At 70.4% G+C, this 21,931-nt stretch carries 15 protein-coding genes; all 15 read right to left on the bottom strand.

Translation table 11 applies throughout. The annotated features are described in order from the left end of the window. Nucleotides 1-6 precede the first annotated feature (6 nt). The 15 genes from EJB06_RS08435 to EJB06_RS08365 all read right to left on the bottom strand — a co-directional run bounded on the left by EJB06_RS08435 (nucleotide 7) and on the right by EJB06_RS08365 (nucleotide 21,930). Nucleotides 7-1,554, bottom strand: a complete 1,548-nt coding sequence (locus EJB06_RS08435) for a GMC family oxidoreductase (RefSeq protein ID WP_126073582.1) — start codon at nucleotides 1,552-1,554, stop codon at nucleotides 7-9. A 12-nt stretch (nucleotides 1,555-1,566) separates the two neighbouring features. Continuing rightward, nucleotides 1,567-1,992, bottom strand: a complete 426-nt coding sequence (locus EJB06_RS08430) for an organic hydroperoxide resistance protein (protein ID WP_126073581.1) — start codon at nucleotides 1,990-1,992, stop codon at nucleotides 1,567-1,569. 70 nt (nucleotides 1,993-2,062) lie between these two features. Then, a complete protein-coding gene (locus tag EJB06_RS08425) occupies nucleotides 2,063-2,815 on the bottom strand; it encodes an alpha/beta fold hydrolase (RefSeq protein WP_370660117.1) in 753 nt (250 codons plus the stop codon). Further along, a complete protein-coding gene (locus EJB06_RS08420) occupies nucleotides 2,815-3,303 on the bottom strand; it encodes a nuclear transport factor 2 family protein (RefSeq protein WP_126073579.1) in 489 nt (162 codons plus the stop codon). Before EJB06_RS08420 ends, EJB06_RS08425 begins: the two co-directional genes overlap by 1 nt. A 48-nt stretch (nucleotides 3,304-3,351) precedes the next feature. Continuing rightward, entirely contained in the window at nucleotides 3,352-3,909 is a 558-nt protein-coding gene (locus tag EJB06_RS08415) for a putative antibiotic biosynthesis monooxygenase (RefSeq protein WP_126073578.1), read from the bottom strand. Next, entirely contained in the window at nucleotides 3,906-4,838 is a 933-nt protein-coding gene (locus EJB06_RS08410; protein WP_126073577.1) for a catalase, read from the bottom strand. The genes EJB06_RS08415 and EJB06_RS08410 overlap by 4 nt, the downstream gene beginning before the upstream one ends. Then, complete coding sequence (locus tag EJB06_RS08405) at nucleotides 4,835-6,286, bottom strand: aldehyde dehydrogenase family protein (protein ID WP_126073576.1); 1,452 nt, start codon at nucleotides 6,284-6,286, stop codon at nucleotides 4,835-4,837. Before EJB06_RS08405 ends, EJB06_RS08410 begins: the two co-directional genes overlap by 4 nt. 36 nt (nucleotides 6,287-6,322) lie before the next feature. Then, nucleotides 6,323-7,900, bottom strand: a complete 1,578-nt coding sequence (locus EJB06_RS08400; protein WP_126073575.1) for a GMC family oxidoreductase — start codon at nucleotides 7,898-7,900, stop codon at nucleotides 6,323-6,325. Nucleotides 7,901-8,004: 104 nt separating this feature from the next. After that, on the bottom strand, nucleotides 8,005-8,937 hold the full coding sequence (locus EJB06_RS08395; protein WP_126073574.1) for a LysR family transcriptional regulator: 933 nt from the start codon (nucleotides 8,935-8,937) through the stop codon (nucleotides 8,005-8,007). A 270-nt stretch (nucleotides 8,938-9,207) separates the two neighbouring features. Continuing rightward, nucleotides 9,208-10,926: a ShlB/FhaC/HecB family hemolysin secretion/activation protein gene (locus EJB06_RS08390; protein WP_164557866.1), complete on the bottom strand. Its 1,719-nt coding sequence runs from the start codon at nucleotides 10,924-10,926 to the stop codon at nucleotides 9,208-9,210. A 46-nt stretch (nucleotides 10,927-10,972) separates the two neighbouring features. Next, entirely contained in the window at nucleotides 10,973-19,906 is an 8,934-nt protein-coding gene (locus EJB06_RS08385) for a YDG domain-containing protein (RefSeq protein WP_126073572.1), read from the bottom strand. Nucleotides 19,907-19,982: 76 nt separating this feature from the next. Then, the gene (locus tag EJB06_RS08380) at nucleotides 19,983-20,381 is read right to left on the bottom strand and encodes a DUF6916 family protein (protein WP_126073571.1); all 399 of its coding nucleotides are present in this window, start codon (nucleotides 20,379-20,381) and stop codon (nucleotides 19,983-19,985) included. Then, nucleotides 20,378-20,872: a GNAT family N-acetyltransferase gene (locus EJB06_RS08375; RefSeq protein WP_126073570.1), complete on the bottom strand. Its 495-nt coding sequence runs from the start codon at nucleotides 20,870-20,872 to the stop codon at nucleotides 20,378-20,380. The genes EJB06_RS08380 and EJB06_RS08375 overlap by 4 nt, the downstream gene beginning before the upstream one ends. A 2-nt stretch (nucleotides 20,873-20,874) precedes the next feature. Continuing rightward, entirely contained in the window at nucleotides 20,875-21,396 is a 522-nt protein-coding gene (locus tag EJB06_RS08370) for a phage tail protein (protein ID WP_126073569.1), read from the bottom strand. A gap of 9 nt (nucleotides 21,397-21,405) precedes the next feature. Beyond that, entirely contained in the window at nucleotides 21,406-21,930 is a 525-nt protein-coding gene (locus EJB06_RS08365) for a phage tail protein (protein ID WP_126073568.1), read from the bottom strand. Nucleotide 21,931: the final 1 nt, after the last annotated feature.

The raw sequence follows: 21,931 nt of genomic DNA, 5'->3' as shown, positions 1-21,931 counted from the left end.
ACCGGCTCAGCGCCGCAGGACTTCCTGCTTGATCACGTCCGCTAGCTTCTCGGCCATCATGATGACCGTCGGATTCAGGTTAATCAGCGGAATTTCCGGAATGATCGAGGCATCGATGATGCGCAGCCCGCCCACCCCGTGCACGCGTCCCTGTTCGTCGACCACGGCGCGCGCATCGTCCGGCAAACCCATCGGCGCGCTGGCGCAGGGGTGCTGCAAGGTTCCCACGCCCGCCGCCAGCGCGCTGCGGATCTGCTGCTCGCTGTCGTCGGTCGATGGCCCAGGAAACAATTCGTCCACGATCATGCTCTTGAGCGGTTCCGTGGCCGCCAGCTTCCTTGCCAGGCGGAAGCATTCGACCATGCGCCGCATGTCGTCCTCCGTGCTCAGGTGGTTCAGTTCGATCAGCGGCGCCTCGTGCGGATCGCGGCTCTTGAGGCGGATGCGCCCCTGCGAGGTGCAATGCATCAGTTCCAGGCCGAGCGAAAAGGCCACGCCGGTCGGGCTGCTGGCCGGATCGAGCAGGTGCGACGGCGAAATGCCGATGTCGAGTTCCCTGTCCGAACTGGCATACGAGGAATTGGTCCACCACTGGGAACCGACCACCGGGTGCTCCTGGCCTTTCAATTCCGCTTTCGCGCTGAAATTCATCCAGAAAAAGGCGTGATCGAGCACATGGGTGCCGACCGGCGCGTCCTTGACCACCGGGATCCCCATCGCTTCCAGCTCGGCCTTCGGACCGATTCCCGAACGCAGCAGGATCGCGGCTGAGCCATACGCCCCGGCGCTGAGAATGACTTCCCTGGCGCGCAGTTCGCGTCCGTCGGCCAGCAGCACCGCCACCACCCGTCCCTGCTCGCACACCAGCCTGTCGATGACGCTGCGGTCGAGGATGCTCAGGTTCGGGCGCGCACGCACCGCGCGCGTCAGGTAAGCCATCCCGGTGTTCACGCGCACGCCGTTGATGACGTTCATCGGATTCGGGCCGGCGCCGTTGTTCGCTTCGGGGTCGTTGAAATCGTCCACCCGGCGCGCCCCCAGGGCCCAGGCCGCCTGCACCATGGCGCGCTGCACCGGGGTGATGCCTTCCATCGACATCTGATGGATCGGCAGCGGGCCGCTACGGCCGTGCCAGCGTTCCTCGCCATGCGGGGCGCTTTCCATTTTCTTGTAGTAAGGCAGCACGTCCTCGAAAGCCCAGCCGGACAGGCCTTTGGCGCTCCAGCGCGCAAAGTCGACAGGCAGGGCGCGGCAGGCAACGGCGCCGTTGATGGCGGAGCTGCCGCCCAACACTTTTCCGCGCGGCGCATACAGCGGCTGCGCCTGGGCCAGCGGGGTGGCGTGGTAACCCCATTCGTAGCGCGGGTCGGCGTTGGCGGCGATGATGTTGCTGCTGTAAATCTGTTCGGGATACTCGTCCGTATCGAAGGCACGCCCGGCCTCGACCAGCAGCACAGTGTGCCCGGGCAGTTCCGACAGGCGCGCCGCCAGGACGGCGCCGGCCGAGCCGCCGCCCAGGATGAGAACATCGACAATGGGGGAATCGGCAATCATGGCGCTGTCCATTCAGGCCAGGGTCAGGGTGACGTCGATATTGCCGCGCGTCGCGTTCGAATACGGGCACACCTCGTGGGCGGCGCCGACCAGGGACTGCGCCGTGGCGCGCTCCAGGCCCGGCAAGGAGATTGCCAGTGCGATTTCGAGGCCGTAGCCGGTGGCGGCCTGGCCGATGCCGGCCGTGCCTTCGATCGATGCGCCGGCCGGCAGCGCCACTTTGCGGTGGCGGGCCACCAGCTTCAAGGCTGCCAGAAAGCAGGCCGCGTAGCCTGCGGCGAACAGCTGCTCCGGGTTCGAGCCGGGCGCGCCATTGCCGCCCAGCTCCCTGGGGGTGCTCAGGGTGAGGTCGAGCGACTTGTCGGCCGAGACGGCGCGGCCTTCGCGCCCGCCGGTGACGGTCACGCTGCTGCGGTAGAGGATGTTAGCGATGGACATGGTGTTTCCTGTTGCGTGAATGGGTGGGGTGCGGTGGACAGGCCGGCGGCGCCAGGCCGCCGGCAGGGCATCAGCGTTGGACGGCGGCCAGGATGACGTCGGCCACTTTTTGCGGCTGCGACAGCATCGGCACATGGCTGCTGCCCAGCACCGTGGTGACGGCCTTGAGCTTCCGGGCAAACGCCCGCTGCAGGTCCGGCGATATCATGCGGTCGTTGCCGGCGACGATGTAGTAGTTCGGCTTGCTCTTCCAGGCCGCGTAGCCGATCGTTTCGTCGAAGGCCCTGGCCGGGAACAAGCCTTGCGTGGCGGCGTAGGCCCTGGCGCTGGCGGCCGGGATATCCTGGGCAAAGTTGGCGGCGTACGAGGCTTCGGACAGGGCCAGGTAGCCGGCCGCGTCGGGCTTGAGCGTGGACACGCCGGGCGACACCGGATAATCCTTGCCGACCGCGCCCAGGGTCTCGCCTTCGGACGGGGCAAAGGCGGCCACATACACCAGCGCCTTGATCTTGTCGCTGTCGCCGGCTTGCGTGATCACGGCGCCGCCCCAGGAGTGGCCGACCAGCACCACCTTGCCCGGCTGCGCATCGATCGCCTTCCTGGCGGCGCTGACATCGTCGGCCAGCGAGGACAGCGGGTTTTGCACGGCCACCACCTTCACGCCCTTCGCCTGCAGCAGGGGAATCACCTTGCCCCAGCTGGAACCGTCGGCAAAGGCGCCGTGCACCAGCACCACCGTGGTGTCGCCGGCGGCTTGGGCCGGCAGGATGGCGGCGCACAAGGCGGCGCTGGCGAGCACGGACTGTTCGAGTATGTTTTTCATCATGAAGCCTTGAACGTGGTTTCCTGCCGGTCGACCCAGGGTTGGAACAGATCGGCCGGCCAGTTCGGGTCGACATTCGAGGCGCGCGAGAGGCACTTCCAGACGCCGTCGCGTTTTTCGAAGCGGTCGGTATAGGTGCCGGTCGAGACCACGCCTTGCTTTTCCGCTTTCCAGGTCACGATCCAGTTCCATTCGACATGGGCCAGGTTGTCGCCGCCGTCGATGACAAAGGTGCCCAGCGCATGGCGCATCAGGTGCAGCGGAAACACGCTGTGCGCGTAGTCGTACAGCTGCTTGAGTCCGTCCACGCCGCGAAACACGTTTTCGCGGATGTCCTTGACGGAAAATTCGGCCTCGGGCCAGTACAGGCCGATGTAGGTCTGCGCCGATGCCAGGCTGGCATCGTTGTCGATATAGCGCTGGTGCAGATTGAGTTGTTCGACTATCTCGAAACGGTCGCTGGTGCTCAAGGGGGTTTGATACGTCATTACAATGTTTTCCTATAAAAAATCAAACAACAAAAAAATCATCTCAACTCAGCGCGACAGCCAGCCGGCCGCCACGCGCGACAACAGCGGCATCAGCCAGTACACCATCACGCCCGACACCAGCGTGGCGCTCAGGGCGCCCAGCGCCAGCGCGGGCAGGGCCGGCGCCAGCGGCTCGGCCAGCGCGCGCAGCGCAGCGGGAATCAGCGTGGTCAGCGGAAACACCGCCAGGGTCGACAGCAGCCATTGCTTCCAGCGCTTCGGCGCTTCACCCGCACCCGCCGGAGCGAACCAGAACGCCGCCCCGGCGTGCACCCGGTAGCGTTCTTCGCGCAGCAGCCAGGGCCGGACCTGCTCGAGCAGCTGGCGGCGCTGCGGCGACACCAGCCATGCGCTGGCCTCGGCCACGCTGGCAAAGCGCAGCAGCACCACATAGCAGGCGCCCGCGCCGACCGGCTTGATCACATCCATCGCCAGGTAGCCGCGGCACTGGCGGTGCGCCTGCGTGGCCGCCAGCATCCAGCGCTCGTACTCGCCGCGGTGGCGCGGATCGACGTCGTGCACGATGGCGCCGATGCCTTGCTGGCCGGCCGCCGCCACGTTCATGGCGGCGGCGCACGGCGGCGCAGCGCCGCCCGCCGGTACAGTTCGGCGCGCGCGGCAATCATCGGATCGCCCGAGGCTTCGATACCGTCGATCAGCTGCCCGGGATTGAAGGCCAGCGCCTGCTGCGCCTGCCCGTCCGCCTCGAGCGACGCGACAGTGAGGATGCCCAGTTCGATTTCCGGGCGCGCATCCGGACCGCTGCGCGGCCAGGCCAGCGAACCGTCGTCGAGGTCGTCGCCAGGGGCGGCGCATTGCAGCAGCAGCCGCAGCGCGGCCGGAGCGCGGCGCAGGCGCTCGCCCAGCTCGGCGCCGAGGAAGTCCGGCGCCAGCGGCGCGCCCCGGGGCGGCGCGGCCTGCGCCGCCAGCGGCGCGATCCGGTAGCGCCCGTGCACGGCGGCGCCGGCGGCGTCGCGCAGGCGCACCGTATTCACGCCAAAATAGTCCTGCGCCAGGTAACTGGCGGGCGCCGGCTTGGGCGCGTCCAGATAGCGCCGCGCGCGCGGATGGCGCGCCAGGAAGTGCTCCAGCGGCAGCGGGTCGGGCCGCTCGCCGGCCGCGCCGGCCAGCCCCTGCAAGAAGCCGAGGAACTGCTCGGGCGTGGCGACCGGAAAACCGTCGTAGGAATGCGCGACGATGTCGGTGTGGCGGCCGTCGGCCAGATGGAAACGCAGCGCCAGTCCCTGCGGGCCGGCATCGGGGTCGCCATCGGCCGTGGACGGCACGCCGCTGAAGTTCGAAAAGCGCAGCGTGAGCGGCACCGGCGCACCCTGGAAATGGGGTGCGCGGCTCAGGCGCGCCGCCGCCGCCGAGGCGCTGAAGCTGCCATGCGCGACGATGCCTTTGGCATGCGTCACGCGCAAACCCGCGTGCCTGCCGACGATGGCGTACAGGGCGTCCAGCAGGCCCTCGATCAGGTCCGGCCGGTTCACGCTGCGCCCGGGGTCATGGCGATGTGCTTGTACTGAATGAAATCGTCCATGGCCGCCATGCCGTTCAGGCGGCCCAGGCCGGACTGCTTGTAGCCGCCTTCCTCGAACTCGTCGTACACCACGGCCCAGTCGTTGATCCAGACCGTGCCCGCCTGCAGCCGGCGCGCCACCCGCAGCGGACGGTCGATGTCGCGCGACCAGATGCTGGCGGCCAGGCCGAACTCGCTGTCATTGGCCAGGGCGACGGCCTCGGCTTCGGTATCGAACACCTGCAGCGTCAGGACCGGGCCGAAGGTTTCCTTCTGCACGATATCGAGCTGCGGGTCGCTCACTTCGAGCAGGGTGGGACGATAGAATGCGCCGCGCGCCAGCGCGCCCTCGGTCACGGCGCCGCCGCGCACGAGCACCCTGGCGCCGGCCGCGATGGCCGCCTCGACCACGCGTTCGACGCGCGCCACGTTCGGCTTGTCGATCAGCGGTCCCATGTCGCTGGCGGGGTCGCTGGCCGGTCCCACCCGCACCGCCTCCAGGCGCGCCGCCAGCTGCGTGCGCACGGCATCGGCAATCCCGCGCTGCACCAGCAGGCGCGAGCCGGTCATGCAGAACTGGCCGGAAAACACGGTCAGGGCTTTCTCGAGCTTGGGCAGGGTGGCGCCGAGGTCGGCGTCGTCGAACACGATCATCGGCGTCTTGCCGCCCAGTTCCAGGCCGAAGCGCTTCAGGCGCCGCGCCCCGACTTCGGCGATGGCGCGGCCGGTGGCGGTGCTGCCGGTGAAGCTGATGACGGGAATGTCGGGCGACTCGATCATCCACCTGGCGCCTTGCGCGCCCGATTCCGAGAACAGGTTGACGACGCCGGACGGCAAGTCCGCCACGCCGGCCATGATGGCCGACAGCAGCGCATTGGTTTGCGCGGTCTGGCCCGGCATCTTGACGACCGCCGTGCAGCCGGCCGCCAATGCCGGCGCCAGCGAACGGATCATCAGCACCACCGGCGAATTCCAGGGCGCGATGATGCCGGCCACCCCCATCGGCTCGCGCAGCACCAGCGACAGGCTGCCCGCCTTCGGTTCGAGGGCGCGTCCGTACTCGGTGCGCACGAGGGAGGCGTAGTAGCGCAGCTTGGACGGCACCATGCCCACTTCGAAGGCCGCTTCCGCCTTGATCTTGCCGTTTTCGGCCGACAGCAGCTCGACCAGCGCGCCGGTGTGGCGCTCGAAGGCGTCGGCCAGCGCGTTCAGGACCCGGGCGCGCAGGGCGCGGTCATCCTTCCACGGGGAGTCGGCAAAGGCGCCTCTGGCGGCCGCGGCGGCATGCGCCGCTTCGCGCGCGCCGCCGTCGGCGTAGCGCCCGATTACCTCGCCGGTGGCCGGATCGATCGAGTCCTGGTGTTGTTCGGAGTCAATCCATTGACCGTCGATCCAGTGCAGTGCGGTGCTGTTCTTCATGGGGGTTCCTCTTCTCTCTTTCAGGTAAAGCGGTGTTCAGGCGTACAGGCTGGCGATGCGTTCGGCCGTGGCGATGACGGTGATGTTGGTGGCGACCGAGGGCACGTCCGGGAAGATCGAGGCGTCCACCACGCGCAGCCCCTGCAGGCCATGGACCCGGGCGTCGGTGTCGACGACGGCGGACGGATCGCTGCGCGGGCCCATCGGGGCGGTCGAGGTCGGGTGGTGGTAGGTATCGACGGTGTCCATGATCGAGGCCAGGATGGCGTCGTCCGACTGCGCCTGCGGCCCCGGACTGAGTTCGGCGTGCACCATGGCGGCCAGCGGCGCGCCGGCGCCGATCTTGCGCGCCAGCTTGACGCCTTCCAGCAGGCGGGCGCGGTCTTCGGGCGCCGACAGGAAGCCGAGGTCGATGCGCGGCGCCGCCAGCGGATCGCGGCTGGCCAGGGTCAGCCGTCCACGCGAGAGCGGGCGGGTCAGCGCCACCGCCAGCACGAAGCCAACCCCGGTCGGGCTTTGCTCGTGCGGGAACAGGTGGGTGGCCGTGATGTGCAGGTCGAGTTCCTCGGGCCGGGCGCCGCTGCTGGCGGTCCACAGCTTGGCGCCGATCACCGGGCTCTGGGCGCCGAGCGCATCCGGCCTGGCCGCGTAGGCGTTGTAGTAGAAGGGATGGTCGGCCAGGTTTTGCCCGACCGCGAGGTCGGCCACCACCTCGATGCCGAGGGCGCGCAGGTCGGCGGCGGGACCGACGCCCGAGCGCAGCAGGATGGCGGCGCTGCCGTAGCTGCCGGCCGAGAGAATCACTTCGCCGCCGAACAGTTGTTCGCCGTCCGCCAGCTGCACGCCGATGGCGCGCTGGCCGTCGAACAGGATCCTGTCGACCATGCAGTCGGGGCGAATCCGCAAATTCGGCGCGGCGCGCACGGCGGCCGGCAGGAAGGCCATGCCGGTGTTGACGCGCACGCCGTCGACGACATTCATGGAGTACGGTCCGACGCCGTTGGCGTCCTCGCCGTCGAAATCGGCGACCGCCCGGAAGCCGCATGCCAGGGTGGCGTCCATGAAGGCGCGCTGCATGGGCGTGATGTCGGCGCGCGTGAGCTGGCGCACCGGCAGGGGTCCGCTGCGCCCGTGCAGGGCATCGCTGCCGCCGCTGCGGGTTTCGAGCCGCTTGAAGAAGGGCAGCATCTCGGTGTAGCTCCAGCCCGGCAGGTTCCAGCGCGCGAAGTCGGCGGGCCGCGCGCGGATCGCCACGGCGCCGTTCACGCCCGAGCTGCCGCCGAGCACCTTGCCGCGCACGGCGCCGATGGCATGGCCGACGTAGCCCGGTTCGCTGCGGTAGCCCCATTCGAATGCGGCGTCGCCGTTGGCGCCCAGGATGTCGCTCGAGGCGATGGCGGCAGGATAGCTTGCCGCCTCGTAGCTGTGGCCCGCTTCGAGCAGCAGCACCGCGCGCCGGGGGTTCTCGCTCAGGCGCCGTGCCAGCACGGCGCCGGCCGAGCCGCCGCCGACGACGATCACGTCGGCCTCTCTGGCCGCGCCGCCGGGGGCGGCGGCCGGGTTGGCCGCGCTGTGCTGGCGGCCGTCTTGGGTACTGTGCGATTGCTTGTTCATCTTCTCTCCGTTCGGTGGCAGGTCCACCGGGGCGCAGATTAGAGTGTTTGCAACATTAGCGTAAGGCAACTAAAAGCGAATCGCTGGTTCGGGTTTTCCGAACCTTAGCTCCCGATGGCGTCCAGCTCGGCCCGGATCGGCTGTTCCCACACGGGCGGGTCGCCGATCTGCTCGGCCAGGAAGTGGACCAGGGTGCGCAGCTTGGGCGAAGCGCGGTGCGATTGACGGTAGATCGCCGAGACCACCCCGCCCGGCGGCGAACATGCCGGCAGGACGATCTGGAGCTCCCTGGCGGCAATCGCGTCGGCCGCGAGAAAGGTCGGCAGGATGGCCAGGCCGAGGCCGGCCTTGGTCGCTTCCAGCAGCTGGTGTCCGCTGTCGGTGCACAGGCGGTTGCGGATGCGGAAGGATTCCAGCTTGCCGTTCACCATCAGCTGCCAGGTGCCCTGGGGTTCGCGATTTCCGTACAACAGGCCGTCGTGCCCGGACAGATCGGCCGGATCGAGCGGTATCCCGCGCGCGGCCAGGTAGGCCGGGCTGGCGCAGACCAGATGGCGGTTGACGGTGATCGGCCAGGCCACCAGGGTCGAGTCCTGCAGATTGCCCATGCGGATGGCCACGTCGTAGTTTTCGTCGTGCATATTGACGTAGCGGTCGTTCAGGTCGATCTCCATGCGCAGATCCGGGTACCTGGCGGCGAAGCGGGCCAGCATCGGTCCCAGGTAGCGCACGCTGGCCGCCATCGGCGCGGCCACGCGCAGCTGGCCGCGCATGCTGGCCTGGGCATCGAGGACCGCGTCTTCCGCTTCGCACACCTGGGCCAGGATGCGCACGCAGTGGGTGTAGAAAATCTGGCCGGGATCGGTGATCCCCATCTTGCGGCCGCGTACCAGCAAGGCGATGCCCAGGCGCCGCTCCAGCTGCTGCAGGCGCTCGCTCACCACGGATTTGGTGGTGCCGAGGCGGCGCGCCGCCTCGGACATGCTGCCCGCGTCGACGACTGTGACAAACAACTGCATTTCAACGAATTTATTCATGAGGGAGACCGGTAGAGGGGCGCATTGGGGGCGTCGATTGTAAGACCTTTCGCGCCGTCCGCACCGGCCGCCGGTACATACCTGCGCCGGCCGGCCCTAGCTCGGGGTGCGCGCAACGCGGCGCCGGCAGGCGCGCGGGGTGGGGAAAGCGGGGTGGGGAAAGCGGGGCGGAGGAAGCGATGAAGCCGGGCCGCATTGCAGCGGCGCCCGGTCGAACCGATGGCCGGCGCGCGCGCCGGCGGGACCGGCGAGGGCGCCGCCGCGGGGTGCTTAGAAGTACGCCGCCACCTGCAGCCATGCGCGGGTGCGCGAGCCGCTGCCGTCGGCGTCCTTGCCGCTGGCGTTGCGCGCCGGGTTGCTGCCGATCTTGCTGGCCACCTGCAGGCGCACGCTCGCATTGCCCGCAGCGCGCCAGTGGATGCCGACGCCGACGCCTTTCAGGTCGTAGCTGTTGCCCGGGCCGCCCGCCGCCAGCGCATTCGGGTACAGCTCGCGATTGAGCCTGATGCGGCCGTAGTCGAAGAACGCGCCCACGTCGGCCTTCCACGCCGCCAGCTCGTAGCGCGCTTCCAGCGCCAGCACGTGGCCCTCGTCGCCACTGGCTTCGCCGGCCGGATAGGCGCGCACGCGGTCAGGGCCGCCGAGCGACATCTTCTCGCCCGCTTCCAGGTTCTTCGACGCCAGCTGCCCGCTGACGCTGGCCATCAGCGTGGCCGCGCCCGCGATGCGCTGCACGCGTCCGAGCGCGTAGTTCGCGCGCGTAAAGCTGCCTTCGCTGCGCGGGCCGGCCGCGTCGGCCGCCTGCGAGGCCGCATTGGCCGACAGGTCGACCCGGCCGGGCGTCACTTCCAGCGTCGCGCTGCTCACGCCGCCGCCGTACAGCTGGTCCTGGCGCGTCATGCTCAGCGCCAGCGGCAGCACCCGCACCTGCTTGTCGCTGGTCTGCACGCCATTGGCGCGGTTGACGAAGCGCTTGTCCTCGAAGCCGCCGCGCAGCTGCACGCTGGTGTAGCGCGAACGCAGCAGCGGATGCATCACCAGCAGCTGCGCCACGTTGGCCGTGCCGCGCGCCTGCAGCGATGCGAAATCGGCGCCGAGGCGGTAGCGCAGGCCCGAATACGCCAGCCCGACGCGCGTGCCCGCAGCGCCCACCGGCAGCACCGCGCCGAGGCGCGCGTAGTTGAAATCCGAACCGGTGCTGGCCAGCTGCAGCGACAGTTGCGAGCCGCTGCCGGCCAGGTCGTTCAGGTTGACGCCACCGGTGGCGCGCATGCGGCCGGTGTAGCGGTTCGAGGAGTTGTCGAGGCCGACGTTGCCGTTCAACAGAGGCCCTTCGCTCAGGGCGATATCGATGGCGCTCTCGCCCAGCGCCGCACCGGGGCCGAGTTCGGCGCGCGCGCCGATGCCGGGCAGGTCCTGGGTCAGCAGCAAGGCGCGCTCCAGCGCCGCTTCATCGACCGGCATGCCCGGCTTGACCAGCGCATCGACGTAGCGCCGCGCCAGCGCGGGCGCCAGCCGCACCGAGGCATCGGGCACGATGGCCACGCCCGACACGCGCCCCTCCAGCACCTGCAGGCGCACCTGGCCCTGGGCCAGGTCCTGCGCCGGCAGGTAGGCCGAGGCGAGGAAGTAGCCGCGCGCGCGGTAGTAAGCCGTGACCGAGGCGGCGGCCTGGTTCAGCTCCGCGAAGTTCAGGGCGCGTCCCGCATACGGCGCCAGCAGCGCGCGCAAGGCCGCCTCGGGAAAGGCGCTCACGCCGGCGAAGGTAAAGCCGTTGACCTGCACGCGCTGCTCGCCCGCCTGCGCGGCGGCCGGCAGCGGCGCGGCATCGGGCAGCACCCTGGGGCCGGTCGCCGGTGGCGCGATCAGCGCCGGCGGACGGGTCGATTCCAGGATGCGGCCGGCGTCCGGCGTGGCCTGCCCGAAGGCCAGGGCCGGCGCCAGCAGGATGCCGAGGGCGATGCTGTCTGTGGTGAGGCGTTTGTTCACGTTGATACCTTGTTGCGGTTGATTCGATCGATGGCTTGTCATGCTCTTACTCCGCCGTGCGTACGCCGCCCCGGCGCGTCGTGACCTGCGTGCCGCCGCTGAGGGTGACGGTACTGGTCTCGGCCTGGTTGTCCGGCGCGCGTTGAGGGTCGGCCTGCGGCGCCAGTTCCGGCGCCGGGCCGGCCCAGGCCACGGTCCACGGGCTGGAGCCCGCAGCCGCGAAGACGTTCTGGCGACCCTGCGAGGAAGCGGCGATCGAACCGGCGATGGCCTCGACCTGGCTGCTGGCGCCGATCACGGTCAGGGTGCCGTCGACATACTGCGGCAGGTAGTCGTCGAACACCCCGCCCGCCGGCGTGATGGCATAGGTGCCGGCCGGCGACTGCCGGTCGGCGCCGGTGCCTGCGCTCAGGCCGGCCAACAGGCTGTTGCCGTCGCCGCCCACAAAGCCGCTGCCGCTGAAGGTAAATACCGGGTTCGGCGTGCCGCTGACGCGCACCTTGTCGTCGGCCCTGATGATCAAGGGCGCTTTGCTGATGACGCCCGTGTTCACGCTCGCCGTAGCGCTGGCGAGCACGTAGTTGGACGCCAGGCCCCCGGCGCCGTCGGCCAGGGTGAAGCCGCTCGCGGTCACCAGCTTGCCGGTGCCGGCGCTGCGGTTGTCGAAATTGGCGCTCGCTGGCGCCGACAGCGTCAGCGCTTCGCCCGCCACCAGGTTCGACAGCGATCCCGCGCCGCTCAGGGTGGCCGTGGTGCTGCCGTCGTAGACCTTGGGCGCCACGCTCATGCCGCTGATGGCGACCGTGCGCGGCACGATCGCGCCCGCGCCGCTGGCGCCGGCCGGCAGCACGTAGTTCGACAGCAGCGTGCCTGCGCTGCCGCTGGCGCCGCCGATCACCGCGTGGACGCTCGACGCGTCGCGCACGTTGGCGCTGTTGAAGGTGGCGCTGGCGGCGTTGACGGTGGCGCCCTCGCCGGCCACGAAACCGGCCAGCGACAGCGCGCCCGGATGGAGGACGGCGGCGGTGCTGCCGTCGTACACCTTGCTGATGCTGCCGGCCAGGCTAGCCGTCAGCGCGCGCGGCGTGATCGAGGCGGTGGCGCTCGGCCTGGCCGAGGCCAGCGTGTAGTTGACCGCGTCAAGGCCGCCGAGCGAGAGGTCGTCCAGCACGATGGCCTTGCCCACGCCGGCGTTCCGGTCGGCGAAGCGCGCGCCCGGCGCATTGAAGCTCAGCGTGTCGCCTGCCAGGCGGTTGTCGCTGATGGTGAACTGGGCGCTGGCGGTGCCGTCGTAGACCTTGTCGACGCCGGCCGCTGTCACTGTCAAAGCGCGCGCGGTGATGTCGGCCGTGGCGGTCGCGCTGGCGGCGGCCAGCACATAGTTGCCGGCATCCGCGCCGCCCAGCGCAATGCCGCCGATGCTGACGCTCTTGCCTTTGCCGGCGTTCTTGTCGGCGAAGGTGGCGACACCGCCGGAAATGGTCAGGGAATCGCCGGCGAGCTGGTCGCCGGACACGCTCGCGCTGGCCTGCGTGGTGCCGTCGTAGACCTTGCCGGCGGCGGTGGCGATGACGTTCAGCGGGCGCGCAGTGATCGAACCGGTGCCGCTGGTGCTGGTCGAGGCCAGCGTGTAATTGCCGGCATCGGCGCCGGACAGCGCCAGCTTGTCGACCACGATGGCCTTGTTGGCGCCGACATTCTTGTCGGTGAAGAACGCGTCGCTGCCGGCCAGCGACAGCGCGTCGCCGGCGATGCGGTCGTCGCCCAGCGCCGAGGCGGCCGAGGTGGTGCCGTCGTAGACCTTGACCGCGCCGCCGATGCTCACATTCAGCTTGCGCGGGGTGATGCTGGCGCTGCCGCTGGCGGTGGTCGAGGCCAGCGTGTAGTTGGCCGCGTCCGCGCCCGACAGGCTCATGCCGCTGGCGCTGACCGGCTTGGCGCTGCCGGCGTTCTTGTCGCCGAAGACGGCGTTGCCGGCGTTGACCGTCAGCACATCGCCGGCCAGGCGGTTGTCGCTCAGCTTGAGCGTGGCCGCCACGCTGCCGTCGTAGACCTTGTCCACGCCGGTGGCGGTGGTGAGGAGCGCGCGCGGGGCGATGTCGGCGCTGCCGGTGAAGCTGGTCGAGGCGAGCATGTAGTTGCCCGCGCCGGGTCCGGACAGCGCCAGGCCAGTCACCGTCAGCGGCCTGGCGACGCCGGCGCGCTTGTCGGCAAAGGCGGCGCCGCTGCTGGTCAGCGTCAGCACGTCGCCGGCGATGCGGTCGTTGTCCAGCGTGACCGTGGCGGCGGTGGTGCCGTCGTAGGTCTTGTTGGCGCCGGTGACGATCGGCGTCAGTGCGCGCGGCGTGATGCTGGCGGTGGTGCTGGCGCTGGTCGAGGCGAGCGTGTAGTTGCCCGCGTCCGGTCCGGCCAGCGCGATGCCGCTGATCGTCACCGTCTTGTTCGCGCCGGCGTTCCTGTCGCCGAAGCTGGCGTTCTGGGTGTAGCTGACGCTGTCGCCCGCCAGGTGGTTGCCGCTGTAGGCGATGGCGGCGGCGGTCGTGCCGTCGTAGACGCGGTCGACGCCGGTGGCGGTGAAGCTCAGGCTGCGCGGCAGGATATTGGCCGTGGCGGTGGCGCTGGTCGACGCCAGCGTGTAGTTGCCGGCGTCGGCGCCGCTGATCGACAGGCCGCCGACGTTGATGGTCTTGCCGTTGCCCGCATTCTTGTCGGCGAAGGCAGCGCCGGTCATCGACACGGTGACCGCTTCGCCGGCGATCTGGTTGGCGTTCAGAGTCACCGTGGCGCTGGTGGTGCCGTCGTAGGTCTTGTCGGCGCCGCTGACGATCGGGGTCAGGCTGCGCGGCGTGATGGCGGCGCTGGTGCTGGCCGTGGTGCTGGCGATGGTGTAGTTGCCCGCGTCCTGGCCGCTCAGGGCGATGGCGCTGACGGCAACCGCCTTGCCGCTGCCGACAGCCTTGGTGTCGAACACGGCGTTGCCAGCGATGCTCAGCTGGTCGTTCGCCACGCGGTCGTCGCTGAAGCTGGCCGTGGCGGCGGTCGTGCCGTCGTACTGCTTGTCGACGCCGGCGGCGGTAAAGCTCAGTGCGCGCGGGGTGATGCTGCCGCTGCCGGACGCGCTGGCGGAGGCCGGCACGTAGTTGGCCGCGTCGAGGCCGGTCAGCGTAAAGCCGGTGACGGTGAGCGCCTTGCCGGCGCCGACGTTCCTGTCGTTGAAGGTGGCCAGGCCGGACACGCTCAGGACATCGCCGGCCAGGTGATCGTCGCTCAGGGTCACGCTGGCCGCATTGCTGCCGTCGTAGACCTTGCTGGCGCCGGTGGCCGAGACGTTCAATGGCCGTGGCGCGATGTTCGCCGTGGCGCTGGCCGTGCTGGCGGCGAGCGTGTAGTTGCCCGCGTGCGTGCCGCTCAGGCTGATGCCGGTGACGCTGACGGTCTTGCCGTTGCCGGCGTTCTTGTCGGCGAAGCTGGCGCCGCTGTAGCCGAGCGTGAGCAGGTCGCCGCCGACGCGGTTGTCGCTCATGGTGACGCTGGCGCCGGTGGTGCCGTCGTAGACTTTGCTGTTGCCGGTCGGGGTGGCGAGGATGGCGCGCGGGGTGATGTCGGCGCTGGCCGACGCGGTGGTGGAAGCGAGGCTGTAGTTGCCGGCATCCGCGCCGGAGAGCGCGATGCCGCTGACCGCAACCGCCTTGCCGCTGCCGACATGACGGTCGGCAAACGCGCCATTGCCGGAGACGGTCAGCAGGTCGCTGCCGATGCGGTTGTCGGTGAACGTCACGCCGGCCGCCACGCTGCCGTCGTAGACCTTGCTGGCGGCGCTGGCGCTGGTGGCGAGCGGGCGCGGCGTGATGTCGGCGCTGCCGCTGGCGCTGGCCGAGGCGAGCGTGTAGTTGCCCGCGCTGGCGCCGCCGAGCGTCAGACCGCTCGCGGTGACGGTCTTGCCGATGCCGGCGTTCTTGTCGTCGAAGGCGGCGGCGCCGCTGGTCACCGTCAGCGCGTCGCCGGCGATGCGGTTGTCGCTCATGGTGGCGGTGGTGGCGGTGCTGCCGTCGTAGACCTTGTTGGCGCTGGCCAGGGTGGCGGTCAGCGCGCGCGGGGTGATGGTGGCGCTGGTGCTGGCGCTGGTGCCGGCCAGGGTGTAATTGCCGGCGTCGGCGCCGGACAGGGCGATGCCGCTGACGGTGACGCTCTTGCCGCTGCCGGCGTTGTAGTCGGCAAAGGCGGCGCTGCGCGCGAGCGTGAGCGCATCGCCGCCGATCCGGTCGTCCGCCAGCGTGACCGTGGCGGCCGTGGTGCGGTCGTATTCCTTGTCGATGCCGGTGGCGCCGACCGTCAGGGTGCGCGGGGTGATGTTGGCCGTGCCGGTGGCGCTGGGCGAAGCCAGCGTGTAGTTGCCCGCGTCCGCGCCGGACAGGGCCAGTCCGGACACCGTGACGGTCTTGCCGTTGCCGGCGTGCTTGTCGGCGAAGGCGGCGCTGCCGCCCAGCGCCAGCTCGTCGCTGCCGACCCGGTTGTCGTTCAGGGTGACGGTGGCCGCGGCGCTGCCGTCGTAGACCTTGTTGCCGCCGGAGGCGGTCACCGTCAGGCTGCGCGGCGTGATGCTGGCGCTGGTGCTGGCGCTGGTCGAGGCCAGCGTGTAGTTGGCCGCGTCAAGCCCGCTCATGCCGATGCCGCTGACCGTCACGGTCTTGCCGTTGCCGGCGTGCTTGTCCGCGAATGCGGCGCCGGCGCTGGTAAACGACACGCTGTCGCCGGCCAGGACCGCGCCGCTCAGGTTCACTGTCGCGGCGGTGCTGCCGTCGTAGGCGCGGTTGTTGCCGCTGGCGACAGGCGTCAAGGCCAGCGGTGCGATGGTGGCGCTGGTGGTGGCCGGCGTCGTGCCCAGGGTGTAGTTGGCGGCGTCGGCGCCGGACAAGCCGATGCCGCTCAGGTTGATGGTCTTGCCGATGCCGGCGCTCTTGTCGGCGAAGACGCCGGTCCCGCTGACGGTCACGGCGTCGGTCCCGATCGGGGTGGCGCTGAAATTGACGGTGGCGGCAGTCGTGCGGTCGTAGGTCTTGCCGACCCCGGCCGCGCTCACGTTCAGGGTGGCCGGCGTGATGGTGTAATTGGCGCCGGTGTAGTTGATGGTGTAGCCGAGCGTGCTGGCCAGGCTGCCCTGGCCGATGGCGTAGCTGCCCACGTTCTTGCCCGCGCCGGCGGCCGACAAGGCGCCGCCAAAGCCGCTGGCGACGCTATCGCCGTCGATGAAGCCGGTGGCGCCGAAGGTCAGCGTGGGCACGGCGGCGCTGCCGTCGTAGACCCGGGAGGCCGCATTGGCGGACAGGTTGAGCACCGGCGCGACCGAATACAGGAACCAGTTGCCGCTGGCCGCGTAGGACGGCGTGCCGCCGGCCACGTAGGCCTGGCCGTAATGCTTGTTATAGCCGCCCACGCCTTCGGTGGTGCTGGCCGGGTCTTTCGAGTAGACCAGGTAGCGCCCGGCCGGCGTGTTCAGGCCCGCCGCGCCGGCCGTATTGAGGACGTTGCCGTTCTGGCTGGCCAGTTCGATGGCGGTACCGCCGCCGCTGGCGCTCACATTGGCGTTGATGAGGACATTGCTGGTGGCGCCCGCGCCGAAGTTGATCAGCTTGACCGTGGCCGCGCTCAGCGCAGCGCCGACCTCGATGTTCCCGGCGCTCTGGTCGCGCATGGTCATGCTGATGCTGCCGCTGCCGGCGTCGATGGTGGCGCCGCTGGCGACGACAATGGCGGCGCTGCCGGGATCGCGATAACTGGCGTTGGCCCCAGCCGATTCGTTGGCCATCAGGGTCAGGTTGGCGTTGCCGGTGCTGATGCTCGCATTGAGGGTGATATTGCGCCCGGCCTGCAGGGTCAGGGCGCCGTTGTTGCTGGTGTCGCCGATCAGCAGGGGATGACCGGCCAGCAGGGTGATGTCGTTGTTCGCCTGCAGGGTGATCGAGGTGCCCGCGTCGAGCACGTCGCGCAGGGTCAGCGCATCGATGGTCACGTCCAGGCCCGGCTTCGGCTTGGCCGCCGTGAACGGCACGTTGGTGACGCTTGGCGGCTTGAGCGCGAAAGCGTGCAGCGCGCCGGTTTCGGGCACGCTGCCGTCGGCCGAGTTGGCGTACGGCGCGCCGACCACGAGGCGCTCGCCGGCGGCGTTGAGCGCCAGCGCGAAGCCGAAGTTGTCGCCGTCGCCCAAGGTGACATCGGCATTGGCGCCGACCGTGTAATCGCGTCCGAGCGTCGCGCTTACGGCCGGGGCGCTGAAGGCGGCGTCGCTGAAGTCGACCACGCGCACGCTGCCCGGGCCGTTGGTCAGGTCGCTGAAGCCGCCGCCGGCGCTGGCGCCGATGGCCAGGCGCTTGCCGTCGCCGGACAGGGCGACCGAGGAGCCGAAGGCTTCGCTGTCGCGCAGGGACAGGTTCAGGTCCTTGGCGCCGTTGACGCCGGAACCGATGGTGCCGCGCAGTGTCGGGCTGGCGGTGCCGCCGTTAAACAGGTACACCGCGCCTTTGGCGTTGTTGGCGCCGATCGCGCCCACCGCCAGCAGGTTGCCGCTGTCGTCGAAAGCGACCGAGGTGCCGAACTGCTGTTCGTTCGCCAGCGCCATGTTCGAGCCGTAGCCCTTGCCGATCCCGCGCTGGTAAGTGGCGGCGCTGCCGTTGTAGCCGTACAGGTGAACGGCGCCGCAGGCGCTGCAGTCCGCATTGCTGCCGCTGTCGTACAGCGCGCCCACCGCCAGGCTCTCGCCGCTGCCGTCGAAGGCCACCGACACGCCGTAGCCGAAAGCGGTCGCCGGCGTGCCGGACGTGCCACGGGCCAGGGTTTGCTTCACGGCCGGCGCGGCGAAATCGGTCCCGAAGCCGATCAGCCTGACCGACCCGTTATTGCCGTCGCCGAAGGCGCCGACCGCCATCCGGGTGGCGTCGTTGTTCAGGGCCACGGAGGTGCCGAACTGGTCGCCGTCGGCGAGCGCCAGGTCCAGGTTCTTGCCGCCGGTGTAGCCTGCGCCGGCGGTGCCCTGCAAGGTGGCGTTGGAGAAGTTGGCGTCGCTGAAGCTGAACAGGCGCACCGCGCCCTTGGCGCTGCCGCTGCCGTCGAGGCCCTTGTCGAAGGGCGCGCCCACGGCCAGGCGGTCGCCCGCGCCGTTCAGGGCGACGCTGAAGCCGAAGCCGTCGCCGGAGGCCAGGCCGGCGACATCCTTGTCCTTGGCGCCGCTGTAGCCCTTGCCCAGGATGGCCTGGTAAGTCCAGACCTGCGGATAGCTGCCGATGGTGATGTTTTTCGGGTCGAGCAGCAACTGGCCGCCGGCGCCGATGGTCAGCTTGTCCAGGCCGACGTGGCGCAATTCGTTCTTGCCCGAGATTTCGACCGCGCCGCCGGCCGCCGCGCCGCTGGCATCGAGCTTGCCGAGCATGGTGGTCTGGTCGTCCGACCACACCACCGCCGTGCCGCCCTGCCCTTGCGCGCCGGTCGCCGCCACGTTGATGGCGGTCGAATCGTTGATGAAGGTCTGCTGCGCCGAGACGATCGGCGCGCGCTGGCCCCAGCGCTGCGTGAAGCGCGCCAGGTCGGGCGCGTCGGCGCGTTCGCTGCCGCCCTGGAAGGCGCCGCCCACGCGCACCATGCCGCCCTGGCTGGTGCCGGAGGCGTCGAGCGTGGCCCCGAACAGGCGCACGTCGGCGCCCGAGACGTCGATACGCCCGCCGCTGCCCTTGCCCGCGCGCGCCGCGTGGCTGCCGGAAGAGAGCACGCCGGCGCCGCCGTGCAGGCTGGTGCTGCCGCCGTTGGCCGCGCCGCTGGCGTCGGTCGCGGCGCCGCTGCTCTCGACCAGGGTGGCGCCGGCGCGGTAGACGATCGTGCCGCCGTCGCCGCTGCGCCCTTGCGCGCTGCTGGCCGCCGCCGCCGACAGCGTGGCGCGGGCATCGACGCCGATGCTGCCGCCGGTCGCGCCGTCGGCCTTGATGGCGCCGTCGAGCGCGAGCGCGCCGCCGTCGATGGCGATGCGGCCGCCCCTGGCCGTGTCGGACGAGGCATCGAGGGCGCCGGCATGCACCGTGTCGCCGGACAGGCGGATCGACCCGCCCTCGTTGGCGAAGCCGCGCGCCTGCACCAGGCCGGTGTTGTTGACGCTGGAGCGGGCCAGGGCGTCGGCGGCGGCGGCGCTGAGCACCACCTGGCCGCCGTCGGCCTGCACCAGGCCATCGTTCTTGACCGCCGCGTCGAGCGCGGAACGCGCCACGCGCACGGTGATCAGGCCATCGCCGCGCAGGTCGAGGCCGACCTGGCTGCCGGCCGCCAGCGCGGCGCTGCCGTTCGGCGCGCTGATCGTGCCGGTGTTGGTCACGGACGGCGCCAGCAGCGCCACGTAGCCGCCGCCGGCGGTGCGGATGCTGCCGTCGTTGCGCACCGCGCCGGGCGTGCCGGCGGCCGAAAATGCGTAACGGCGGTCGAGGAAATCCTGGTCCGACAGGCCGAGGCTGGACGCCACCAGGCCGCCCACGTTGACCTGCGCGCCGGCGCCGAACAGCACGCCCTGCTGGTTGAGCAGGAATACCTGGCCGTTCGACGAGAGCTTGCCGTAGATGCGCGACGGATCGCCGCCCACCACGCGGTTGAGCGCGACCGCGCTGGCCGACGGCTGGTCGAAGCGCACGGCGGCCGCGCTGCCGATGTCGAAGCTTTGCCAGTTGATGATGGCCTGGGCGCTGCCCTGGGTGACTGTCATGGCCGCGCCGTTGCTGGCAACGCCGGCCTGGCCGGCGACCACTTGCGCGCCCACCGGCAGCGCCGTGTCGAGCGGCGGCGCGGCGGCGGCGCCGGCCGCCACGGCGGCGCCCAGCATCAGGCTGGCCAGCTTGCGCCGCCCGCCCTTGCCGCGTCCGCGCGCACCCTCGGCCACGGCGACCCAGCAGGCATGCACATGGCTCCAGACGAGACGGTAGAAACGGTTGGCGGAGGCGTGCTTGAACATGGGTTATCCGTGTAGATGGGGGCGACAATGGAAAGCGGCGCGCCCGGGCGCGCCGCGTGATGCGTGGGCCTCGGCTTTACGCGAGCAGGCTGAAATCGGCGCGGTAGCGCGGCGCGCCGGCGCCCTTGCCGGCTGCGGCCAGCGGCACGACGAACAGCGTGAAGCGGCCCAGGGTGGCGTGGTCGATCTCGTAGACGCCGGCCTCGAAGCGCGTGCCGTCGCTGGCGAACACCAGCGAGAACTGCTGCAGCTGCGGGTCCGCGTGCTGCGGCGTCTGCACTTCGGCGAGCGTCATGCCGATGGCGCGCAGTGCCGGGTGGTTCAGGAAGAAACTCTGGCCGACCAGCGCCAGCGCGGTGGCGCGGCTCCAGGCGAAGTTGTCGCTGGCGGCGGCGGCGGCGCGCGGCGCGGCGCCGATCATGCCGGCAAGGGCGAGCGAGCTGGCGCCGGCCCGGAGAATGTCGCGTCGTTTCATGCTGTGTGCTCTTTATGGGTCAAGGTGGTGGCGCGCCATTCCATGAGGCGGTGGAAGCCGGCGCTGCTGATTTCGCGAAAGCCGAGGCGCTCATACAGCGACATGGCCGGGTTGTTCAATTCGACGTGGATGGTGACGGCGGCGCCGCGCTGCTCCGCCTCGCGCATCAGCCCCGCCAGCAGGGCGCCGCCGGTGCCTCGGTTGCGGTAGGCCGGCAGCAGGGCGATGTCGATCACGTGGATGCGCTGCGCCTCGCGCGAGACGTACAGGCGCCCGAGCGGGGTGGCGCCATCGAGCACCACGTCGAACTGGCCGGCCGGATAGCGCTTGCGGTAAAAGCTGTGCTGGGCGTCGAACTGCATGCCCACGAAGGCGTCGGCGGTGCCGGCGTCCCAGCCGGCCATGGCGATTTCTTCGGCGCGCGTGGTGGCGTACACGCTGCGCAGGAACGCGTGGTCGGCGGCGTCGATGGGGCGAAGGGTCGGCGCCATGCTTACCAGCGCTGCGGGAACACGCCCTGCAGCGCGATGCAGAAATTGAAGGTCAGGTAGGGCTGGCGGTTCTCGTGCGGCAGGCCGCTGCCGGCCGGCAGAAGCGCGCCCGCCGCCATCGGCGCCAGGGTGCCGCCGCTGGCGTACACCTGGGCCACGCCGGTGCTGCCGAAGGAGACCGAGGGCCCCGGCGCGGCCACCGTGGCGGCCGTGCCGGCATGGCGCAGCGCGTGCGTGTGCGCCGGAATCTCGGCCGTGCCCAGGGTGACGCTGGCCTCGCCGCCGGCCTCGCCCAGGTCGTGCAGCGACAGGCCGTTACCTTGTCCCGGATGCATGGGCGTCCGGTCGCGCAGGTTGGGCAGCGCAAAGTTGCTCATGCCGTTGCCGCCATAGGTCGTACCCAGCAGTGCGAACAAGGCCGTGTTCTGCGCCAGCGGCAAGAGCTGGCCGTCGCAGAACGCCCAGCCCCTGGGCGCGAAATTGAAGGGGAACATGCGGATTTCTGCTACAAAAGGGTCTGCCATGGCGTGCTCTTATGTCGGGGACGGGAAAATGCCGTACAGGGAAATAATGAAATGCAGTCCCAGGTAAGGCGCCATATTCTCATGCGGCTGCGAGGCGCCTGCCGGGCCGATGGCGTCGGCGCGCATGGGGCCGGGCGAGCCGCCGTACAAGCCATACAGCGGGCTGCCGCCGGTGTTGCCGTACAGGCCAGTTGCGGCGGTCGACGCGGCGCTGGCGGGATTGGTCGAGGCCACCAGCCGGTGGGTGTGCGCCGGCATCGTTTGCATGGTCAGCGTGACCATTTCCGTGCCGGCGGCCTCGGCCAGCTGGTAGGTGCTGCCGCCAGGGCGCGCGCCCATGTGGATCGGGACGCGCCCGCGCATGTCGGGCAGGGCGAAGGTCGACTGGGCGTCGCCGCCGTAGGTGCTGCCGATCAGCTGGAACAGGGTCTCGTTTTCCGAGATCGGCAGCAGCTGGCCCTCGCAGAACAGCCAGCCGTTGGGCGCGAAGTTTCCGGCGAATATGCGAATCTCGCCGACATAAGGTTGTGCCATC

The organism is Massilia atriviolacea, assembly GCF_003953935.1.
GTDB classification, from domain to species: Bacteria; Pseudomonadota; Gammaproteobacteria; order Burkholderiales; family Burkholderiaceae_D; genus Telluria_A; species Telluria_A atriviolacea.
The sequence above is the reverse complement of the archived record's forward strand: the minus strand, read 5'-3'. Positions and strand labels throughout refer to the sequence as shown.

Excerpts from the sequence above, each read along its gene's own strand:
- EJB06_RS08435 (WP_126073582.1), bottom strand. The coding sequence starts at position 1,554 with ATGATTGCCGATTCCCCCATTGTCGATGTTCTCATCCTGGGCGGCGGC.
- EJB06_RS08430 (WP_126073581.1), bottom strand. The coding sequence starts at position 1,992 with ATGTCCATCGCTAACATCCTCTACCGCAGCAGCGTGACCGTCACCGGC.
- EJB06_RS08425 (WP_370660117.1), bottom strand. The coding sequence starts at position 2,815 with ATGAAAAACATACTCGAACAGTCCGTGCTCGCCAGCGCCGCCTTGTGC.
- EJB06_RS08420 (WP_126073579.1), bottom strand. The coding sequence starts at position 3,303 with ATGACGTATCAAACCCCCTTGAGCACCAGCGACCGTTTCGAGATAGTC.
- EJB06_RS08415 (WP_126073578.1), bottom strand. The coding sequence starts at position 3,909 with ATGAACGTGGCGGCGGCCGGCCAGCAAGGCATCGGCGCCATCGTGCAC.
- EJB06_RS08405 (WP_126073576.1), bottom strand. The coding sequence starts at position 6,286 with ATGAAGAACAGCACCGCACTGCACTGGATCGACGGTCAATGGATTGAC.
- EJB06_RS08400 (WP_126073575.1), bottom strand. The coding sequence starts at position 7,900 with ATGAACAAGCAATCGCACAGTACCCAAGACGGCCGCCAGCACAGCGCG.
- EJB06_RS08395 (WP_126073574.1), bottom strand. The coding sequence starts at position 8,937 with ATGAATAAATTCGTTGAAATGCAGTTGTTTGTCACAGTCGTCGACGCG.
- EJB06_RS08385 (WP_126073572.1), bottom strand. The coding sequence starts at position 19,906 with ATGTTCAAGCACGCCTCCGCCAACCGTTTCTACCGTCTCGTCTGGAGC.
- EJB06_RS08380 (WP_126073571.1), bottom strand. The coding sequence starts at position 20,381 with ATGAAACGACGCGACATTCTCCGGGCCGGCGCCAGCTCGCTCGCCCTT.
- EJB06_RS08375 (WP_126073570.1), bottom strand. The coding sequence starts at position 20,872 with ATGGCGCCGACCCTTCGCCCCATCGACGCCGCCGACCACGCGTTCCTG.
- EJB06_RS08370 (WP_126073569.1), bottom strand. The coding sequence starts at position 21,396 with ATGGCAGACCCTTTTGTAGCAGAAATCCGCATGTTCCCCTTCAATTTC.
- EJB06_RS08365 (WP_126073568.1), bottom strand. The coding sequence starts at position 21,930 with ATGGCACAACCTTATGTCGGCGAGATTCGCATATTCGCCGGAAACTTC.